22 protein-coding genes and 1 tRNA gene are annotated in these 17,378 nt (G+C 68.8%); 14 read left to right on the top strand and 9 right to left on the bottom strand.

The annotated features are described in order from the left end of the window. The first annotated feature begins 2 nt into the window (after window positions 1-2). From ACX40P_RS01950 to ACX40P_RS01900, 11 genes are all read left to right on the top strand, one after another. Window positions 3-668 carry a flagellar basal body-associated FliL family protein gene (locus tag ACX40P_RS01950; protein WP_459124607.1) on the top strand — a complete coding sequence of 222 codons (666 nt, stop codon included), beginning with the start codon at window positions 3-5 and terminating at the stop codon, window positions 666-668. Between the two features lie 3 nt (window positions 669-671). Continuing rightward, window positions 672-1,616 (top strand): flagellar motor switch protein FliM, encoded by a 945-nt coding sequence (locus ACX40P_RS01945; RefSeq protein ID WP_459124606.1) that lies wholly within the window; start codon window positions 672-674, stop codon window positions 1,614-1,616. After that, window positions 1,613-1,909 carry a flagellar motor switch protein FliN gene (gene fliN / locus ACX40P_RS01940; protein ID WP_459124605.1) on the top strand — a complete coding sequence of 99 codons (297 nt, stop codon included), beginning with the start codon at window positions 1,613-1,615 and terminating at the stop codon, window positions 1,907-1,909. The genes ACX40P_RS01945 and fliN overlap by 4 nt, the downstream gene beginning before the upstream one ends. Window positions 1,910-1,913: 4 nt before the next feature. Next, entirely contained in the window at window positions 1,914-2,195 is a 282-nt protein-coding gene (locus ACX40P_RS01935; protein ID WP_459124604.1) for a flagellar biosynthetic protein FliO, read from the top strand. A gap of 50 nt (window positions 2,196-2,245) precedes the next feature. Further along, a complete protein-coding gene (fliP, locus tag ACX40P_RS01930) occupies window positions 2,246-3,019 on the top strand; it encodes a flagellar type III secretion system pore protein FliP (RefSeq protein WP_459125210.1) in 774 nt (257 codons plus the stop codon). A gap of 4 nt (window positions 3,020-3,023) precedes the next feature. After that, entirely contained in the window at window positions 3,024-3,293 is a 270-nt protein-coding gene (fliQ, locus tag ACX40P_RS01925; protein ID WP_459124603.1) for a flagellar biosynthesis protein FliQ, read from the top strand. Between the two features lie 127 nt (window positions 3,294-3,420). Beyond that, window positions 3,421-4,194, top strand: coding sequence for a flagellar biosynthetic protein FliR (fliR, locus tag ACX40P_RS01920; RefSeq protein WP_459124602.1), 774 nt, complete (start codon window positions 3,421-3,423; stop codon window positions 4,192-4,194). Then, window positions 4,194-5,318, top strand: coding sequence for an EscU/YscU/HrcU family type III secretion system export apparatus switch protein (locus tag ACX40P_RS01915; RefSeq protein ID WP_459124601.1), 1,125 nt, complete (start codon window positions 4,194-4,196; stop codon window positions 5,316-5,318). The genes fliR and ACX40P_RS01915 overlap by 1 nt, the downstream gene beginning before the upstream one ends. Before the next feature lie 239 nt (window positions 5,319-5,557). Next, a complete protein-coding gene (fliD, locus tag ACX40P_RS01910) occupies window positions 5,558-6,991 on the top strand; it encodes a flagellar filament capping protein FliD (protein ID WP_459124600.1) in 1,434 nt (477 codons plus the stop codon). Continuing rightward, window positions 6,988-7,386 (top strand): flagellar protein FliS, encoded by a 399-nt coding sequence (locus tag ACX40P_RS01905; RefSeq protein ID WP_459124599.1) that lies wholly within the window; start codon window positions 6,988-6,990, stop codon window positions 7,384-7,386. Before fliD ends, ACX40P_RS01905 begins: the two co-directional genes overlap by 4 nt. Before the next feature lie 54 nt (window positions 7,387-7,440). Then, window positions 7,441-7,980 (top strand): NADPH-dependent FMN reductase, encoded by a 540-nt coding sequence (locus ACX40P_RS01900; protein ID WP_459124598.1) that lies wholly within the window; start codon window positions 7,441-7,443, stop codon window positions 7,978-7,980. Window positions 7,981-7,983: 3 nt separating this feature from the next. On the opposite strand, the gene ACX40P_RS01895 is transcribed toward ACX40P_RS01900, so the two are convergent. From ACX40P_RS01895 to argH, 5 genes are read right to left on the bottom strand one after another with little or no spacing between them, the layout of a single operon-like run. Beyond that, window positions 7,984-8,934, bottom strand: a complete 951-nt coding sequence (locus ACX40P_RS01895) for a zinc transporter ZntB (protein ID WP_459124597.1) — start codon at window positions 8,932-8,934, stop codon at window positions 7,984-7,986. Next, a complete protein-coding gene (locus ACX40P_RS01890; RefSeq protein ID WP_459124596.1) occupies window positions 8,931-9,668 on the bottom strand; it encodes a precorrin-2 dehydrogenase/sirohydrochlorin ferrochelatase family protein in 738 nt (245 codons plus the stop codon). Before ACX40P_RS01890 ends, ACX40P_RS01895 begins: the two co-directional genes overlap by 4 nt. A 44-nt stretch (window positions 9,669-9,712) precedes the next feature. Further along, window positions 9,713-10,969, bottom strand: a complete 1,257-nt coding sequence (lysA, locus tag ACX40P_RS01885; RefSeq protein ID WP_459124595.1) for a diaminopimelate decarboxylase — start codon at window positions 10,967-10,969, stop codon at window positions 9,713-9,715. Between the two features lie 9 nt (window positions 10,970-10,978). Continuing rightward, complete coding sequence (locus ACX40P_RS01880) at window positions 10,979-11,215, bottom strand: hypothetical protein (RefSeq protein ID WP_459124594.1); 237 nt, start codon at window positions 11,213-11,215, stop codon at window positions 10,979-10,981. After that, window positions 11,212-12,588 (bottom strand): argininosuccinate lyase, encoded by a 1,377-nt coding sequence (argH, locus tag ACX40P_RS01875; protein ID WP_459125209.1) that lies wholly within the window; start codon window positions 12,586-12,588, stop codon window positions 11,212-11,214. The genes ACX40P_RS01880 and argH overlap by 4 nt, the downstream gene beginning before the upstream one ends. A 55-nt stretch (window positions 12,589-12,643) precedes the next feature. On the opposite strand from argH, the gene ACX40P_RS01870 reads away from it, so the two are divergent. After that, window positions 12,644-13,225 (top strand): TlpA family protein disulfide reductase, encoded by a 582-nt coding sequence (locus ACX40P_RS01870; RefSeq protein ID WP_459124593.1) that lies wholly within the window; start codon window positions 12,644-12,646, stop codon window positions 13,223-13,225. A 126-nt stretch (window positions 13,226-13,351) separates the two neighbouring features. Here the strand turns inward: ACX40P_RS01870 and ACX40P_RS01865 are convergent, their stop codons facing one another. Together ACX40P_RS01865 and ACX40P_RS01860 are read right to left on the bottom strand one after the other, a co-directional pair. Beyond that, window positions 13,352-13,978, bottom strand: a complete 627-nt coding sequence (locus ACX40P_RS01865; protein ID WP_459124592.1) for a peptidylprolyl isomerase — start codon at window positions 13,976-13,978, stop codon at window positions 13,352-13,354. 67 nt (window positions 13,979-14,045) lie between these two features. Then, window positions 14,046-14,119, bottom strand: a tRNA-Gln gene (locus ACX40P_RS01860). 227 nt (window positions 14,120-14,346) lie between these two features. Here ACX40P_RS01860 and ACX40P_RS01855 point away from each other — a divergent pair. Then, window positions 14,347-15,393, top strand: coding sequence for a Ppx/GppA phosphatase family protein (locus ACX40P_RS01855; protein WP_459124591.1), 1,047 nt, complete (start codon window positions 14,347-14,349; stop codon window positions 15,391-15,393). Between the two features lie 10 nt (window positions 15,394-15,403). Further along, the gene (locus ACX40P_RS01850; RefSeq protein ID WP_459124590.1) at window positions 15,404-16,093 is read left to right on the top strand and encodes an RlmE family RNA methyltransferase; all 690 of its coding nucleotides are present in this window, start codon (window positions 15,404-15,406) and stop codon (window positions 16,091-16,093) included. Between the two features lie 145 nt (window positions 16,094-16,238). Here the strand turns inward: ACX40P_RS01850 and msrB are convergent, their stop codons facing one another. Both msrB and ACX40P_RS01840 read right to left on the bottom strand, forming a co-directional pair. Next, window positions 16,239-16,679, bottom strand: coding sequence for a peptide-methionine (R)-S-oxide reductase MsrB (msrB, locus tag ACX40P_RS01845; RefSeq protein ID WP_459124589.1), 441 nt, complete (start codon window positions 16,677-16,679; stop codon window positions 16,239-16,241). Then, window positions 16,679-17,248, bottom strand: a complete 570-nt coding sequence (locus tag ACX40P_RS01840; RefSeq protein ID WP_459124588.1) for a type 1 glutamine amidotransferase domain-containing protein — start codon at window positions 17,246-17,248, stop codon at window positions 16,679-16,681. The genes msrB and ACX40P_RS01840 overlap by 1 nt, the downstream gene beginning before the upstream one ends. Window positions 17,249-17,378: the final 130 nt, after the last annotated feature.

Genomic DNA, 17,378 nt, shown 5'->3' with positions numbered 1-17,378 from the left:
AGATGAGCGACACGAAGGACGACGCCAAGCCCGCGAAGAAGAAGGGCAAGATGATGAAGCTGCTGGTACTCGGCGTCGGCCTGCTGGTGCTAGTCGGCGGCGGGGTCGGCGCAGGGCTGTATGCCGCGTCGAGCGGGATGATCGGCGGCAAGCACGACACGGCGGCCGAAGAGGATGCGGACAAGCCGAAGCTCGTCCCGAAATCCGAGGAGAAGCGCGCCGGCGAAGGCGGTGCCGAGGGCGGTGAAGGCGGCGGCGACCATGGCGGCGGCGGCGAGGAAGGCGAAGCTGCGCCTGCCGCCAATTCGCACGCCGGGATGACGACCCCGGCGGGCGAGGGCGGCGATAAATATGCCTCGACCTATTACACCATCGAGAAGGAGTTCACCTCCAACCTGAAAGAGAGCGTCCACTTCATCCAGGTCGGGCTGGCCGTGTCGACGCCGTACGACGACCGCGTGATCGGGAATCTAAAGACGCATGAGATCGCGGTGCGGTCTGCGATCCTGATGACGCTGGGCGACACGGAGGAGGATGCCGTCTTCACCAACGACGGCAAGGAGCAGCTCCAGAAGCGGCTCGTCGCAGCGATCAACGGTGTTTTGAAGCAAAAAGAAGGATTCGGCGGGATTGGTAACGTCTACTTTACCAATTTTGTTGTTCAGTGAGGTGTGGTTAACGGCACGGCAACGGACACGATCGAGCGGCGCGAACGGCCGGCGGGCGGGGCGGAGCATGCCGCGTCGCTGGGCGTCGCCAATCTCAATCCGTTCGGTGACCTGCACACGCTGCAGCATCTGTCGGCCCGGCTGGCGCGCACGCTGCGCGGCGTGTTCGAGCCGGTGCTGCGCACCTCGCTCAGGACCTGGGCCGAGCCGCTGGTCGTCCAGCGCTTTGCCGATTATTCGGCGGAGCGCGACGGCCGGCTGACCGCGTGGCTGCCGCTCGCGATGAACCCCGGCGAATGCCGCGCGCTCGTGGTGTTCGACGGCGGTTTCGTGATCGAGACGCTGGACCTGTTCTTTGGCGGCACCGGGGAGCGTCCGCGCACCCTGCCGACCGAATTCACCCCCGCGACCGAGGCAATGATCGGTCGCCTGGGCCAGATGGTCGCCGAGCCGCTGGGCCGCGCGTGGGAGCCGCTCGCGCGCGTCGCCTTCCGCGGTGCCAACCCCGAAAGCTCGCCCGCGATGCTGGGCATCGACGGTGACGACGCGATGATCGTCACCCGCTTCGCGATCGTGGCTGACGGCCGTGAGCCTGCCTTCATCGATCTCGTCTATCCGGTCGCGGCGCTGAAGCCGTTCGGCGCGACGCTGACCGGCAAGGTGTTGGGCCGCACCGCCGCGCCCGAACCGAAATGGCGCGCCGGCCTGACCCGCGCGGCGATGAACGTGCGCTTCCCGGTCCGCTCCGTGCTGGCCGAGCCGGTGATCCCGCTCGCCACGCTGATGGACCTGAAGGTCGGCGACGTGATCCCGGTCAGCTTCGGCGCCGACGTGGCCGTGATGGTCGGTCGCGATCGCCTGGGCACCGGCACCGTCGGCACGTCGAACGGCAAGGCCGCGATCCGCATCACCCAATTGAACCGAATCGACGAAGAGGACGAGCAATGAACGACATGGCTGGCGGATTTCCCGTCGACGCATCCGTGGCGGCCAATTTCCGGCTGCTGCAGGATGTCGACGTCAAGCTGACCGTCGAGATCGGTTCGACCCAGCTTTCGCTGCGCGAGCTGCTGGCACTCGGCGAGGCGAGCGTGATCGAGCTCGACCGGCATGCCAACGAGCTGCTGGACGTGTTCGTCAACGGCACGCTGATCGGTCGCGGCGAGGTCGTGACCGTCGGCGAGAAGTTCGGCGTGCGGATGACCGAGCTGGTCACCCCCGACAAGCGCGCGAGCCGCTGACGCCATGATGTGGTCCTATATCCTGAAGCTCGTCGTGCTGCTGCCGCTGGTCTGCGGCCTGCTGGTCGGCTGCCTATACCTCTGGCGGCGCCTCGAGGCGCGGATGCCGGGCAATAGCGGCGAGAAGCTGCTGAAGGTGCGCGAGACGATGATGATCTCGCCGGGCCTGCGCCTGGCGGTCGTCGATTTCGAGGGGCGTCGCCTGCTGATCTCGGTCGGCCGCGGCGGCGTCACCCTGATCGACAAGGCCGGCGATCGGACCGGTCTGCGGGTAGACGGTCAGTGACGCTGTTCCCGAACCTCGACAGCGCCACCGGGCGCACGCTGCGCGGGCTGATGCTCGTGTTCGCGGTGATGACGATGATGCTGGTCGCCTTCCCGGCGTTCGCGCAGACCGTACCCCCGGTGCCGCCGCCGGCCGCGCCGGGCGTCGGCGACGCGGTCGACCGCGCGCTGGGCCAGCTGGGTGGCGGCCAGGCGCCGCTGTCGCTGTCGCTGCAAGTCCTCATCATCATGGGGCTGCTGACGATCCTGCCCAGCCTGCTGCTGATGATGACCAGCTTCACGCGCATCGTCATCGTGCTGGCGATCCTGCGCCAGGCGCTTGGCCTGCAGAATTCGCCGCCCAATCAGGTCATCATCGGACTCTCGTTGTTCCTGTCGATGTTCGTGATGGCGCCCGTCATCTCCGAAGTGAACACCAACGCCATCCAGCCCTATGCCGCCGGCCGCATCCAGGCGACACAGCTGATCGAGGAAGGTGGCAAGAGCTTCCATGCCTTCATGGTCAAGCAGACGCGGGTGAAGGACGTGACGATGTTCGCGGGCATCGCGAAGTCGGGCCCCTATGCCAATTCCGCCGACGTGCCGTTCGCCGTGCTGCTGCCCGCGTTCGTCACGTCGGAGCTGAAGACAGCGTTCCAGATCGGCTTCCTGATCTTCCTGCCGTTCATCGTCATCGATCTGGTCGTCGCGACCGTGCTGATGTCGCTCGGCATGATGATGCTCAGTCCGCAGATCATCTCGCTTCCGTTCAAGCTGCTGCTGTTCGTGCTGGTCGATGGCTGGGCGCTGACGATGGGCAGCCTCGCCAACAGTTTCGTGAGTTGACGCGATGGACGCCGATTATTTCCTGACCGTCGCGCGCGAGGCGATGTGGGTGCTGGCGCTGGCGTCGGCCCCGATCCTGATCCCCGCGCTGGTCTCCGGGCTGATCCTCGGCATGATCCAGGCGGCGACGTCGATCAACGAGCAGACGTTGAGCTTCGTGCCCAAGCTGATCGTCGTCGCGGTGAGCATCGTCGTGTTCGGCGCGATGATCCTGGGGCTGCTGAGCGATTTCACGACCAGCATCTTCGAGCGCATTCCGGATCTGGTAAGGTGATGCGCAGCGCGCGCGCGGCCACGTCCGCGCAGACCGCGCAAGCACGGCCGGCCTCGGCAACGCCGTGGACCGACGACGCGGGTTTGCCCGCGTGGCGCGCAGCGTGCGCGCTCTCGCGGTCTGCGTCATGTTAGGCTTCGGTCTCGCCGTCGAACCCCAGCTGTGGACGCTGCTCTTCACGATGATCCGCGTCGGTGCGGCGTTCATCGCGGCGCCGGTGTTCGGCGCGGTCAGCGTGCCGTTGCCGGTGCGGATCGTGCTGGCGGGCGCGATCGGCATCCTCGCGATGAATGCGCGCGTGATCGCGGCACCCGAACAGGTGTTCGCGCTCACCACGTTTCTGTCGGTCGCGGGCGAGGCACTGGTCGGCCTCGCGATCGGTTTCGTGCTGCAGATCGCCTTCGCAGCACCGCTGGTCGCCAGCGAACTGATCGGCACGTCGATGGGCATCGGCTTCGCGCAGGCGATCGATCCGGTGAACGGCGCGTCGTCGCCGGCGATCGGCCAGTTCCTGTCGATCCTGCTGACCCTGCTCTTCCTGTCGGTCGATGGACACCTCATCCTCGTCGATCTGGTCGTGCGCAGCTATGACGCGCTGCCGCCCGGCGCGGCGTGGATCGCGCCCGAGCGGTTGCGCGCCATCGCCTTCTTCGGCGGCTACGCCTTCCTCGCCGGGCTGTTGCTCGCGCTGCCCGTCGGCTTCCTGCTGCTGTGCCTCAACCTCGTCGTCGGCATGATGTCCCGCTCCGCGCCGGCGCTGAATCTGTTCGCGGTCGGCCTGCCCGCCAGCCTGCTGGTCGGCGTCGTCGCGCTGATCGCCGGCATGCCCGCGATGGGCGACTATTTGCTCGTCATCGTCCATGAGACGTTGGAGATGACCGCCCGGCTGGTGCTCGGCTGATGTCGGAGGGCGGCGAGAAGACCGAACGCCCAACACCCAAACGCCTGGAGAAGGCGTGGGAAAAGGGCAACATCCTCAAGAGCCGGGAGTTCGCCTCCGCACTCGGCATCATGGTCGGTTGCGCATGGCTGGCGATGCTGGGGCCGGGGCTGCTGTCGGCGTGCAAGGCGGTGATGGCGGCGGGGTTCACCTTCGGGCGCGCCGACATCGAGCATTTCGAACCATTCCGCCCGCTGGCCGAGGCCGGATGGAAGCTCGCGCCGTCGATGGGCATGTTGTTCGCGGTGTCCGTGATCGCCGCCATCGCCAGCCAGGCGGGTCTGGGCCAGATCGGTTTCAACGCGAAGCTGTGGGCGCCTAAGGCGTCCAAGCTGAACCCCGCCGCGGGCCTGAAGCGCATGTTCGGCGCCAACGGGTGGGTGGAACTCGGCAAGTCGCTGCTGAAGGTCATTCTGCTCGGCGCGATCGGCTATGTCATGCTGTCGCGGATCGCGACCAGTTCGGTCGGCCTGTCGAGTTCGGACTTCCACCGCGCGATCGGCAATCTCGGCGGTACCTTCCTGACCCTACTTTTCGTCATGGCCGGCGGCCTCGTCGTCATCGCGATGATCGACGTGCCGATCGCGGCGTTCCGGCTGAACAAGAGCCTGAGCATGTCGATGGAAGAGGTGAAGCAGGAGCATAAGGACGCCGAGGGCGGGCCGGAGAAGAAGCAGGCGATCCGCAACCGCCGGCACCAAATCATGAAGGGCGGCTTCCGCAAGGCAATGGGCGAGGCGCACGTCGTCCTCACGAACCCCACCCACTTCGCGGTCGCGCTGCGCTACGATCAGGGGCGCGATCAGGTGCCGGTGGTGGTGGCGAAGGGTCGCGGCGCGACCGCGCTGGCGCTGCGCGAACTGGCCGGCGAAATGGCGGTGCCGGTGCTGGAATATCCGGCCCTCGCCCGCGCCGTCTATTATACCAGCAAGGACGGGCAGGAGGTGCGCGACGACCTGTACCTCGCCATCGCGACCGTCCTCGCCTTCGTGTTCGGGGTCAACAAGGCGGCGGGCGGGCTGCAACCGCTGGTCACCGTACCGACGACCGCGCGCTTCGACGAGAACGGGGTGAAGCAGGGGTAGCTTCGACGCGCCCGACCGGGGTGGATGCGGGCAACTCCCCTCCCGTTCGCCCTGAGCTTGTCGAAGGGCTGTCCTTCTTCGTGCCGCTGACGATGCCGCACGAAGAAAGGGCAGTGCTTCGACAAGCTCAGCACGAACGGAAGAGGCGCTTTCCAACCTCCGCCTCCAACGCCAATTCGACCGCAAACCCCTAAACTCCCGCCCCGTCCGGTCGCTATCCCTAGGGAAGGGAATTCGCGTTGGTCGATTCGATTACGAAGACGTTGGGCGGCGGATCGGGGATCGATATCGCCGCGCTCGTCACGACGCTGGTCGATGCGCAATATGGCGCGAAGACCAAGCAGGTCGAGACGCGCACCGAGACGCTGACCGCGCAGGTGTCCGCCGTCTCCACCCTGAAGAGCGGCATCACCACCTTCGCCACCGCGCTCGCCAATCTGGTCAAGGGCGGCACGCTGACCACTGCCGCGACCAGCAGCAACACCGCGATCGTGAAGGCGACCACGCTGCCGGGCGCGCGCAACGCCGGGCTGAACGCGACGGTCGAGGTACGCGCGATGGCGTCGGCGCAGGTCGCCGCGACCGATCCGACGAAGGCGCTGGCCGCCGGCGCGGCGACCGGGTCGGGATCGATCCAGATCAGCTTCGGCAGCGAGGATTCGTCGGGTGTCTTCACCGCCTCCACCACCAGCCCCTTGCCGCCCGCGATCGTCATCGACCCCGCCGACGCGACGCTGACCGGCATCGCCGCGAAGATCAACGCGGCCAAGCAGGGCGTGACCGCGTCGGTCCTGACCGAGAATGGCAAGGAACGACTGGTGCTGAAGGGCACGAGCGGCGCGGAAAAAGCGTTCTCGATCACGGCCACGGACGCTGCCGCCGACCCCGGCCTCGCCGCGATCGTCAACGTAGGCGCCGGTGCCGCCGGCACCAGCATCGCCACCCATGCGCGCGACGCCGTCGTCGCGGTCGACGGCGTCGAGGTGCGCCGCCCGACCAACAGCATCTCCGACCTCGTCCCCGGCGTCCGGCTCGATCTGCAGTCCGCGGTTCCCGGCACGCGCGTGACGCTCGGCGCGACGCCGCCGGTGGATGCGCTAAAGACCGCGGTGAACGACGTCGTCGCGACCTACAACGAACTCTTCGCGACGTTGAAGGCCGCGATCGATCCCGTCGAGGGCAAGCTGGCCGGCGACAGTGCAGCGCGCGAGATGCAGCGCTCGCTCGCGCGCCTGACGATGACCAGCCTGTCGGGCGCAACCGACGGCAGCCCGACGACGCTCGCTGAGCTGGGCGTGCAGACGAACAAGGACGGCACGCTGGAGGTCAACACCGCCAAGCTGGAAAAGGTGATCGCCGCCGCCCCCGATGCGGTCGAGGCGATGTTCGCCGATCGGGGCATCGGCGCATCCGGCCGCGGCATCTCGGCCGCACTCAACGCCATATCGTCGCAGGTAACCAGCCGTACGACCGGCCTCGGCGCGTCGGAAACCCGCTATACTTCGGCGAAGTCGGCGCTCGCCGCCGAGAAGCTCAAGATCGCCACCGCGCAGACCGCCACCACCGAACGACTGACGCAGCAATATGCGACGATGGATGCGCGCGTGTCCGCCTATAAGGCGACGCAGGCGTTCATGAAGGCGCAGGTCGACGCCTGGAACGCCAGCTCATGACGCGATACGCCACCGCCTTTGCGGGTGCGGAGGCCACCTACCGCTCGGTCGATCTGGCCGGGCGCACGGGGGGCGAGGATGCCGCCGGCCTCGTCGGGTTGCTCTATGCCGAGGCTAGCCGCGCGCTGCGCTCGGCGGCATGGGCCGCCGCCAACGGGCGCTACGACCTGAAGAGCGAGCGCGTGACGCGCGCGCTGGTCATCCTGTTCGCGCTGGAGAATGGGCTGGATTTCGAGAACGGCGGCGACGTGTCACGGACGCTGTCGCGCGTCTATCGCGGCGCGCGGACCGAGGTGGTCGACGCCAGCCTGGGCTCGGACCCCGCCCCTTTCCTGTCGGTGGCGACGACGCTGGACGAGATCGCCGGCGCCTGGGCCGCGGCGCGGGGTCGGTGAACCTTCCGCCACGAGGGGTAGGATTGGCGCGCCTTCTCCGCTAGCCACCGCGCCATGAGCCGTCCGCATATCGTCGCCCTGGGCGGCACGACCCGCGCTGCATCCTCGACCGGCCGCGTGCTGCAGGAGGCACTGGACGTCGCCGCGGCGAAGGGCGCGCGCACGACGTTGCTGACCGGGGACGCCATCGCCTTTCCGAACTTCGAGCCCGGATCGACCGGGGGCGACGTCAACGTCGACGCCTTCCTCGCCGCGCTGCGCGATGCCGATGGCGTCATCATCGGATCGCCGGGCTATCACGGCACCTTCTCGGGCATGGTCAAGAACGCGCTCGACCATGTCGAGCTGATGGCCGGCGACGAGCGCCCCTATTTCCACGGGCTGCCGATCGGTCTGGTCGCCACTGCAGCGGGATGGCAGGCGGCGGTGTCGACACTGATCGGCCTGCGCAGTATTACGCACGCGCTGCGCGGCTGGCCGACGCCGCTGGGCGTCGCGATCAACATGGCCGAACCCGATCCGATCGAGCGCGCGCGACCGCAGATCGCGATCATGGTCGGGCAGATGTTCGAGTTCCTCGGTCCCCGCGATTGAGGTTCACCGCGTCCAGTGCTGGTGGACGAAATACCCCGTGACGCCACCCGCGACGAGTACGCAGATCCCGACGATCGCGTCGAACGCCCATGGCTCCTTCGCGAACCACAGCCCCTCGACGTTCATGCCGTACAGGCCGGTGAGGAAGGTGAGCGGCAGGAACACCATCGCAGCGATAGCGATGACGAGGCTGCGCTGGTCGATCAGCTCGCCGCGCAGGTCGGTCAGGGTTTCGTGCATCAGGCCGGCGCGCTCGCGGATCGATTCGACCTCCTCAGCCATGCGCGCAGCGCGGTCGGCGGCGCTCGAGAGATGGAGGCGGTCGTCGTCCTGCAGCCATTCCGCGGGCAGGCCGGCGAGCTTCTCGAGCGCGGCGCGCTGCGGGAACAGGAAGCGGCGATAGCCGATCGCCTCGATCCGCACGCGATTGACGGTGCGGCGCAGTTCGAACGCGGCGTGCGCGTCGAGCCGGCTTTCGCAATCGTCGAGTTCGTCGCCCAGATCGGCGACGACCGGGTCCAGCTCCTCGGTGATGGCGGTGGCGAATTCGGCGATCAGGTCGCCCGGATCGGCGATCGCCCCCGCCGAGACCTTGGCGCGAACGACGTCGAGCGATTCGAGCGGCTTGCGCGTCACCGACACGACCCGGCCAGCGGCGGCATACAGGCGCACGGAGGCCAGCATGTCGCTGCCGACCTTTTCCTGCGACAGGCCGCGCAGGTTGACGAGCGCGCCGTCGCCCATCGCGGTGCAGCGCGGGCGCGTCTCTGCCGCGACCAACCCCTCGATCGCATAGTCGGGCAGCCCGGCTTCATCGGCGAGCCAGCGGCGCGCCTCGTCGTTCGACACGCACAGGTGGATCCACAGCAGGTCGGCGCCCTCGTGCGCCGGCGCGGAGTGGAGCGGGATCGATTCCGCGTGGCTGGCGGTGACGGCAAAGGCGAAGCCGCTCATCGGACGAGATACACGCTGTTGCCGGGCGGCAGGTCGACCGGAGGCGTGCCGGCGATCCGCACCGCATCGGCGCGGGCGCGGTCGAGCACGGCGGGCGCGACATCGGCGTCGTGATAGACGCGGTCGGCTTGCGCCAGCGCGCGGGCGGCGGCGAGAGTCATCATGTCGGGATCGTCGCACGTCACCGCGAAGCGCCGCAAGCCGCCCGCGGGTGCTTCACCGCTCGCCAGCCAGGCGGGCACGTCCCGCGTGTCGGCGAGCGGATCGAGCGCGCCGCCCGGCGACAGCGCCGCGCCGATCGCGCGGCGCCGATCGCCGCCGTCGGGCCAGCGCACGCGCATCGCGTCGCGCGAATCGTGCAGCAAGCGGGCAAGGCTGCCGAGGCCGGCGGGCAGCCACGCCTCCAGCCGCTGGCGCAGCGCCGCGGCCAGCCCCGCCGACACGCCGCCGGTGCCGATCGCGACGATCACGTCGCCACGCTCGACGATCGCAGGCAGGGTGAAGTCGCACAGATCCGGCCGGTCGACCGCGTTGACCAGCACGCCCCGCGCCTTCAGCCGGTGGACCGCGGCTTCGTCGTCCGCGACGATCGCCAGCGCCGCCGGCGCCTCCTCACCAACCACCACCGCCCCGGCGCGTTCGAGCAGGCGCCGCTTGGCCTCCGCGGGCTCGCCGTCGCCGACGAGGATGACCGGGCGGCCGTTCAGCCGGACGAAGAGGGGGAGGCTGTGCATGTCAGCGCGCTGCCATCATCCAGCCGTGCTCCCGCGCCGACCCCTCACAGCCAGTCCGGCACGCGTTCCGCGGCCATGATCGTGCTTGGATCGATGCGATCGGCGACCACCGCGAAGCGGTCGCCGTCGACCAGCACCTCGGGCACCAGCGCGCGGCTGTTATAGGTCGATGCCATCGTCGCGCCGTACGCGCCGGCGGTGCGGAAGACGGCGAGGTCGCCGCCGGCCACGGTGTCGATATCGCGGTGCATCGCGAAGGTGTCGCCGCTCTCGCACACTGGCCCCGCGATGTTCGCGGTCATGCGGTCGCCGGTGGGGCGGACGGCGGCGAAGTCGTGGAAGGCGTCGTAGAGCGCGGGGCGGGCGAGATCGTTCATCGCGGCATCGACGATGACCCAGGGGTCGCCGACGCCGGGCTTCACCCAGATCACCTGCGTCGCCAGCACGCCCGCATTTCCTGCGATGACGCGGCCGGGCTCGAACATCAGCGTCACGCCCCAGTCGCGCGTCACCCGCGCGACCATCTCGCCGAGTTCAGCGGGGCTCGGGAACACGTCGTCGGTGCGATAGGGCACGCCCAGACCGCCACCCAGATCGACATGGGTGATGGTGTGGCCGTTGCCGCGCAGTTCCGTTACCAGCTCGCCGATGCGCGTATAGGCCCGCTCCAGCGGGGCGAGGCTCTGCAGCTGGCTGCCGATATGGATGGCGACGCCGCGCAAGTTCAGGCCGGGCAGGCCTGCCAGCCGGTCGAAGATACCGGCCGCATCGCTGATCGCGACGCCGAACTTGTTCTCCGCCTTGCCGGTCGAGATCTTGGCATGGGTGCCGGCATCGACATCCGGATTGACGCGCAACACGGCGGGCGCGATGAGTCCACGCTCGGCAGCAAGCGCGGCGAGCACCTCGCCCTCCTCCTCCAGCTCCAGATTGAACTGGCCGATACCCGCGTCGAGCGCGTCGGACAGCTCGCGCACCGTCTTGCCGACGCCCGAGAAGACGATGTCGGCGGGCTTCATCCCCGCCGCGATCGCGCGGCGCATCTCGCCGCCCGAAACGACGTCGGCACCATAACCCTCGTTCGCCAGCACGCGCAGCACGGCGAGGTTCGGGTTCGCCTTGATCGCATAGGCGAGGTGGACGTCGCCCGCGGCGCGCAGCCCTTGCGCGAACACTTGCGCATGGCGCGCGAAGGTGCCGCGCGAATAGATGTAGACGGGGGTGCCGATTTGTTCGGCGATGGTGCGGACGGGGACGTCCTCGACGTACAATTCGCCGTCGCGATAGTGGAAATGGTCCATCGATAAGTCTCAGTTCGGCGGAAGGTCGAAGTCGTCAGGCGCGCGGCGTTCGCTCGATTTGAGCAGTTCGTCGCTGCGCAGCGGGCGCGCCTGGGTCGAGGGGGTCAGCAGCTGCGCCGGGGTCGGCGTGGCGAGCGCGCCATAGGGTTTGACCGGCAGCGACGCGCCCGCCGCGGGCTTCAGTTCGCCGCGACCGCCGCAGGCGGCGAGCGACAGGGCGGACAGAACAACGAACGCAGCTCTCATGCTTCCTCCTCCCGCGCGGTGCGCGCGGCGGCGATGGCGGCGCGGACGCGGACCGGCGCGGTGCCGCCGAAGCTGGTGCGGCTGGCGACCGAAGCATCGACCGTCAGCACGCCGTAGACGCGATCGTCGATACGCGGATCAATCACCTGCAGGTCGCCGAGCGGCACCGCGTCGAGCTTCACGCCCAGCGCCTCGGCCCGCGCCACCGCGCGACCGGTGATGTGATGCGCCTCGCGGAACGGGATGCCGCCCTCGCGCACCAGCCAGTCGGCGAGGTCGGTGGCGGTGGCGAAGCCGGCCTCGGCCACATCGCGCATCCGGGTGGTGCGGAACGCCGCGCTCTCCACCATGCCGGTCATCGCCGCGATCGAGAGCGCGAGCAGGCCGTGGCATTCGAACACCGGCGGCTTGTCGTCCTGCATGTCCTTTGAGTACGCGAGCGGCAGACCCTTCATCGTCACCATCAGCCCGGTCATCAGCCCGACGATGCGCCCCGAATGCCCGCGCACCAGCTCGGCGGCGTCGGGGTTGCGCTTCTGCGGCATGATCGAGCTGCCGGTCGACCATTGGTCGCTGAGCGAGACGAAGCCGAACGGCTGCGACGCCCACAGCACGAATTCCTCGGCCAGGCGCGACAGGTGCAGCGCGCATTGCGTCGCGGCGGTCAGATATTCGATCGCGAAGTCGCGGTCGCTGACCGCATCGAGGCTGTTCGTGGTCGGACCGTCGAAGCCGAGCGCAGCCGCCGTCATGTCGCGGTCGAGCGGGAAGCCGGTGCCGGCCAGCGCCGCCGAGCCGAGCGGGCAGCGGTTGAGCCGCGCCCGGGCGTCGCGGAACCGGCTACGGTCGCGCGCGATCATGTCGTGATACGCCATCAGGTGATGGCCGAGCGTCACCGGCTGCGCGCTCTGCAGATGGGTGAAGCCCGGCATCACCGCATCGGCATGTTCGTCGGCACGGGCGATCAGCGCGTCCTGGAACGCGCCCAGCGCCGCCTGCGTCTGATCGATCGCGTCACGCACCCACAGGCGGAAGTCGGTCGCGACCTGGTCGTTGCGGCTGCGCGCGGTGTGGAGGCGCCCCGCCACCGGCCCGATGCGCTCGGCCAGCCGCGCCTCGGTCAGCATGTGGATGTCCTCCAGCGCCAGATCCTCGGGCACGCCGTTCTCGGCATAGTCCGCGGCGACGGCGTCCAGCCCGGCGGCGATCGTGTCGGCATCGGCGGCGTCGACGATCCCCGCACTGGCCAGCATCGCGACATGCGCCTTCGACCCCGCAATGTCCTGCGACCACATTTGCTTGTCGAACGGGATGGAGGCATTGATCGCGCGCATCACCGCCGATGGTCCTTCGGCGAAGCGGCCGCCCCACATGGTGTTGGAGGAATTCATGCGCTCGACGATCGTCCCGGTTCTGAGTCTGGCTGCGATGGCCCTGCTGGCCGGGGGTTGCGATAGGCAAGTCGCCCCCGCCCCGCAAGGAAACGTCGCGGTTGCGGCGAACGTGGTGAGCAGCGACGAGGTGCAGCCCGACGAGGTTCGGCCCGGGGCCACGGCGGATACCGCCCCGGCGAAGGGCGGCGCGATCGACACCAGCCATGCTGGCGAACCCGCCCCGACCCACAGCTTCACCGACGCGAGCGGGGCGACGAAGACGCTGGCCGACTATCGCGGGCGGCCGGTGCTGGTGAACCTGTGGGCGACGTGGTGCGTGCCGTGCATCCGCGAACTCCCGACCCTCGACGCGCTGGCGGCGCGGGAAACGGGCAAGCTGCACGTGCTACTGCTGAGCCAAGATACCGACCCTACGAAGGTGCCGCCGTTCGTGCAAAAGCGTGGCGTGACGGCGCCGGTGTTCACCGATGCGAAGATGGCGTGGCTGCCGTCCTTCACCGCGACGCTGCCGACGACGGTGCTGTTCGATTCGGCCGGCAAGGAAGTGTTCCGGGTGGTCGGCGACCGCGACTGGGCGTCGGCGGAAACGGCGAAGGCGATCGCGGCGGCGAGGTAGGTGTCTATACGCCAACCGTTCGTGCTGAGTAGGGGCTGAGCGAAGTCGAAGACCCGTATCGAAGCATCTTTCGATACGCCGCTTCGACTTCGCTCAGCGGCTACTCAGGACGAACGGCTGGTAATTCTATTGCGCCGTTACATTCCTGCCCCACGGCACCCGCCGCGCGGTCAGGATCTTCACCTGCGGCTCGAGCATCTGGCCCTTCATCACGCCTTCGCCCTGCGTCGGCGAGGTGGGCGCGGCGAGGATCGCCTTCACCACGTCCATCCCTTCGGTCACGCGCCCGAAGGCGGCGAAGCCCGGATTGTCGCCGCGCGCGTCCAGCCCCGTCATGTCGCCGACCATGATCGTGAAGTCCGCCCGCGCGGTGCCCGGCGCATTGCGCGCGATCGAGACCGCGCCATCGGTGTGGCTGAGCCCGGTTCGGCTGGTCGGCTCATGCGCGATCGGTGGGAACAGCATGGCGGGATCGCGCACCCCCGCCTGGATCAGCCCGCCGCCCCACGACACGTTCATCGCGCGGTAGAAGGATATGCCGTCGAACCGCCTGGCATCGACGTAACGCAGGAAATTCGCGGTGGTGATCGGCGCGCGATCCTTCTCCAGCGCGATCGTGATCGGGCCTCTGGTCGTCGTCAGCCGCACGGTAACCGTGGCGGGCGGCGGTGCTGCCGGCGGGACGGGCGCGGGCGGCGCCGTCTGCGCGGTGAGAAGCAGGGCGGCGAGCGACAGGGCGAATCGGGCGATCATGCCCGCGATGCTACCGCGCGGGCCCCACACGGCCAAGCGCGGCGGGCTGGATCAGCGATGGTGGAAATGGATGCCCGACAAGGACTCGAACCTTGATTGACGGAGTCAGAGTCCGCTCTCTTACCATTAGAGGATCGGGCAATCGGCGGTGTCTCTAAGTGGCGGATTTCCGCGGGTCAAGCCTTTCCCACCCCGATCCGTGCAACAAGAGTTATGTCGCACGTGCGACATGGCTCCCCCGATCGGCTCGCCCCGGGTGTCCGCCGCCTTGTCGTTTCCCCGCCGACGCGCTAGCTCTGGTGCCAAGCACCGAACGGCCGGGACGCGGCCGTGACGGACGAGAACATAAAGATAGTGAGTATACGGCCGTGGGGGATTCGACCGCCCAGCCGTTCGGCCCGCGCCGCCAGGCGCCCCGTCCGGCCCGACAGCCGCCTCCGCCGCCGCCCGCGGCGGTCCCGCCGTCACGCGGGCGGTGGCCGCATGCGCGCCATTATGCGGCGCTGGATCTGGGCACCAACAACTGCCGCCTGCTGATCGCGCGACCGCAAGGATCGGGCTTCGCCGTCGTCGATGCGTTCAGCCGGATCGTGCGGCTGGGCGAGGGGCTGGCCGCGACCGGGCGGCTGTCGGACGAGGCGATCGAGCGGACCATCGCGGCGCTGCGCGTGTGCGCGGACAAGCTGAAGCGGCGCGACGTCGCGCTGGCGCGGTCGGTCGCGACCGAGGCGTGCCGTCGCGCCTCCAACGGCCCCGCCTTCATCCGCCGCGCTTTCGAGGAAACGGGCATCATGCTCGACATCATCTCGGCGGAGGAGGAGGCGCGGCTGGCGGTGCTCGGCTGTCATGCGCTGATCGAGCCGGGCGACGGCGCGGCGCTGGTGTTCGACATCGGCGGCGGTTCGACCGAGCTGGTGCTGGTCGACACGCGCGGCGAGACGCCCGCCATCCTCGACTGGCACAGCGCGCCGTGGGGCGTGGTGTCGCTGACCGAACATGTCGGCGACAGCAGCCCGAGCGGCTATGGCCGGATGCGCGCGCTGGTGCGCGAGGCGTTCGCACCGTTCGCGGCACGCCTGCCGAGCGAAGGGCAGCTGCGGCTGCTCGGCACGTCGGGGACGGTCACGACGCTGGCGAGCGTGCATCTGGGCCTGTCGAGCTATGACCGGTCGGCGGTCGACGGCCTGCTGATGCCGTCGGCGGCGATGCGCGCGGTGAGCGCGCGGATCGCGGCGCTGGACGTGCCGGGCCGCGCGAAGATCGCCTGCATCGGCACCGAGCGCGCCGACCTGGTCGTCGCCGGCTGCGCGATCCTGGAGGAGATATTGGATATATGGCCGGCCGAACAGATCGGGATCGCCGACCGCGGCATCCGCGAGGGCATCCTTCGCCGGCTGATGGGGCCGCGCGCGTGAGGAGTCTGCGATGAGCCGCGGCGGCGGCGGCGGCCATATCCGCGTGAAGACCGGGCGCGGGCGCACTGCGCAATCGACCCGCTGGCTGGAGCGACAGCTGAACGATCCGTACGTGAAGCGAGCGAAAGCGGAGGGCTATCGCAGCCGCGCCGCCTACAAGCTGATAGAGCTGGACGAGCGCTTCACCGTGCTGCGCGGGTCGAAGCGCGTCGTCGACCTGGGGATCGCGCCGGGCGGATGGGCGCAGGTGGTGCGCAAGCAGATCCCGAAGGCGGCGATCGTGGGCATCGACCTGTTGCCGGTCGATCCGATCGAGGGCGTGACGATCTTTCAGATGGATTTCATGGACGATGCCGCACCCGCCGCGCTGGTCGACGCGCTGGGGGGCGCGCCCGACCTCGTGCTGTCGGACATGGCCGCCAACACGGTCGGTCACCCCCAGACGGATGCGCTGCGCACGATGGGGCTGGTCGAGACCGCACTGGCGTTCGCGATCGACGTGCTGTCGCCGGGGGGTGCGTTCGTGGCGAAGGTGTTTGCAGGCGGGGCCGACTCTGCGCTGGTGGCGGAGATGAAGCGCAACTTCACGAGCGTGAAGCATGCCAAGCCGCCCGCGAGCCGCAAGGGGTCGAGCGAGTGGTATGTCGTCGCGCAGGGGTTCAAGGGGCGAGGCAGTCCCCGGCTTGCCGGGGACGAATAGCCGAGCCCCGGCCGGCGGGTGCAACCCGACCGACGACGCGGCTTTGCCGCGGCGGGCTACTGCTCTTCTTCCCCAAGCGCGATCGCGTGCGGCATGAAGAATCGCAGCCCCTCGACAAGCTCAGGACGAACGGTGGTCGGTACCCTCACTCCACCTGATCGACATACTCCCCATAGCCCTCGCGCTCCATCTCCGCCTTCGGCACGAAGCGCAGCGCCGCAGAGTTGATGCAGTAGCGCAGGCCGCCGCGGTCGCGCGGGCCGTCGGGGAAAACGTGCCCCAAATGGCTGTCGCCATGCGCCGAACGCACCTCCGTGCGGATCATGCCGTGGGTGGCGTCGCTCAGTTCGGCGACGTTGGCGGGCGCGATCGGCTTGGTGAAGCTCGGCCAGCCGCAGTGCGAATCGAACTTGTCGGCCGAGGCGAACAGCGGCTCGCCCGAGACGATGTCGACATAGATGCCCGGCTCCTTGGTGTGGAGATATTCGCCGGTGCCAGGGCGCTCGGTGCCGCTGCGCTGGGTCACGTGGAACTGCTGGGGCGTCAGCTTCGCGATCGCCTCGTCGGTCTTGCGGTACTCGGTCATCATGCGCTCTCCGCCTGCACGGGATGTTTGCCTTCGGCGAACTCCTCGACGATCTTCGCGCAGAAGGCGGGCAGGTCGTTCGGGTCGCGGCTGGTGACGAGGCCTTCGTCCACGACGACCTCCTCGTCCACCCAATTGCCGCCGGCATTCTCGATGTCCGTACGGATGCTGGCGTAGGAGGTTAGCGTGCGGTCCTCGACGACATCGGCCTCGACCAGCACCCACGGGCCGTGACAGATCACGCCGACCGGCTTTTCTGCCACGAAGAAGTCGTGGACGAAATCGACGACCGCGTCCGAACTGCGCAGCTTGTCCGCGCCGACCGTCCCGCCGGGGATGACGAGGCCGTCGAAGTCGGCCGCATCGACGTCGTCGATCACCTGATCGACGGTGTAGGTTTCACCGGGGTCGAGATCGTTGTTGACCGTCTGCGCCTCGCCCGCCTCCAGCCCGACCACGACGACGCGGCCGCCGGCCTGCTCGATCGCCGCTTTCGGCTTGGCGAATTCGGGATCCTCGGTCCCGCGCGGGGCGATGAGGATGGCGATGGTCTTGCCGTCGAGCGTCATGCGTATGTCCTTGGCCGATAGGAGGGAGGTTCGGGGCAGGAACGCGCGGGGGTTGGGGGTGGTTGCGGTATGAGCCACCTATCCCCCGTTCGTGCCGAGCGAAGTCGAAGCACCTTTTGGAGAGATGCCC

This window comes from Sphingomonas sp. RS2018 (genome assembly GCF_054489605.1).
Note: the sequence above shows the minus strand (reverse complement) of the source record. Positions and strands in the feature narration are given on the sequence as shown.

What these genes read in the sequence shown, in the direction of transcription:
- ACX40P_RS01950 (WP_459124607.1), top strand. Translation starts at nt 3, where the DNA reads ATGAGCGACACGAAGGACGACGCCAAGCCCGCGAAGAAGAAGGGCAAG.
- fliN (WP_459124605.1), top strand. Translation starts at nt 1,613, where the DNA reads ATGAACGACATGGCTGGCGGATTTCCCGTCGACGCATCCGTGGCGGCC.
- ACX40P_RS01935 (WP_459124604.1), top strand. Translation starts at nt 1,914, where the DNA reads ATGATGTGGTCCTATATCCTGAAGCTCGTCGTGCTGCTGCCGCTGGTC.
- fliP (WP_459125210.1), top strand. Translation starts at nt 2,246, where the DNA reads ATGCTCGTGTTCGCGGTGATGACGATGATGCTGGTCGCCTTCCCGGCG.
- fliQ (WP_459124603.1), top strand. Translation starts at nt 3,024, where the DNA reads ATGGACGCCGATTATTTCCTGACCGTCGCGCGCGAGGCGATGTGGGTG.
- fliR (WP_459124602.1), top strand. Translation starts at nt 3,421, where the DNA reads ATGTTAGGCTTCGGTCTCGCCGTCGAACCCCAGCTGTGGACGCTGCTC.
- ACX40P_RS01915 (WP_459124601.1), top strand. Translation starts at nt 4,194, where the DNA reads ATGTCGGAGGGCGGCGAGAAGACCGAACGCCCAACACCCAAACGCCTG.
- ACX40P_RS01905 (WP_459124599.1), top strand. Translation starts at nt 6,988, where the DNA reads ATGACGCGATACGCCACCGCCTTTGCGGGTGCGGAGGCCACCTACCGC.
- ACX40P_RS01900 (WP_459124598.1), top strand. Translation starts at nt 7,441, where the DNA reads ATGAGCCGTCCGCATATCGTCGCCCTGGGCGGCACGACCCGCGCTGCA.
- ACX40P_RS01895 (WP_459124597.1), bottom strand. Translation starts at nt 8,934, where the DNA reads ATGAGCGGCTTCGCCTTTGCCGTCACCGCCAGCCACGCGGAATCGATC.
- ACX40P_RS01890 (WP_459124596.1), bottom strand. Translation starts at nt 9,668, where the DNA reads ATGCACAGCCTCCCCCTCTTCGTCCGGCTGAACGGCCGCCCGGTCATC.
- lysA (WP_459124595.1), bottom strand. Translation starts at nt 10,969, where the DNA reads ATGGACCATTTCCACTATCGCGACGGCGAATTGTACGTCGAGGACGTC.
- ACX40P_RS01880 (WP_459124594.1), bottom strand. Translation starts at nt 11,215, where the DNA reads ATGAGAGCTGCGTTCGTTGTTCTGTCCGCCCTGTCGCTCGCCGCCTGC.
- argH (WP_459125209.1), bottom strand. Translation starts at nt 12,588, where the DNA reads ATGTGGGGCGGCCGCTTCGCCGAAGGACCATCGGCGGTGATGCGCGCG.
- ACX40P_RS01870 (WP_459124593.1), top strand. Translation starts at nt 12,644, where the DNA reads ATGGCCCTGCTGGCCGGGGGTTGCGATAGGCAAGTCGCCCCCGCCCCG.
- ACX40P_RS01865 (WP_459124592.1), bottom strand. Translation starts at nt 13,978, where the DNA reads ATGATCGCCCGATTCGCCCTGTCGCTCGCCGCCCTGCTTCTCACCGCG.
- ACX40P_RS01850 (WP_459124590.1), top strand. Translation starts at nt 15,404, where the DNA reads ATGAGCCGCGGCGGCGGCGGCGGCCATATCCGCGTGAAGACCGGGCGC.
- msrB (WP_459124589.1), bottom strand. Translation starts at nt 16,679, where the DNA reads ATGACCGAGTACCGCAAGACCGACGAGGCGATCGCGAAGCTGACGCCC.
- ACX40P_RS01840 (WP_459124588.1), bottom strand. Translation starts at nt 17,248, where the DNA reads ATGACGCTCGACGGCAAGACCATCGCCATCCTCATCGCCCCGCGCGGG.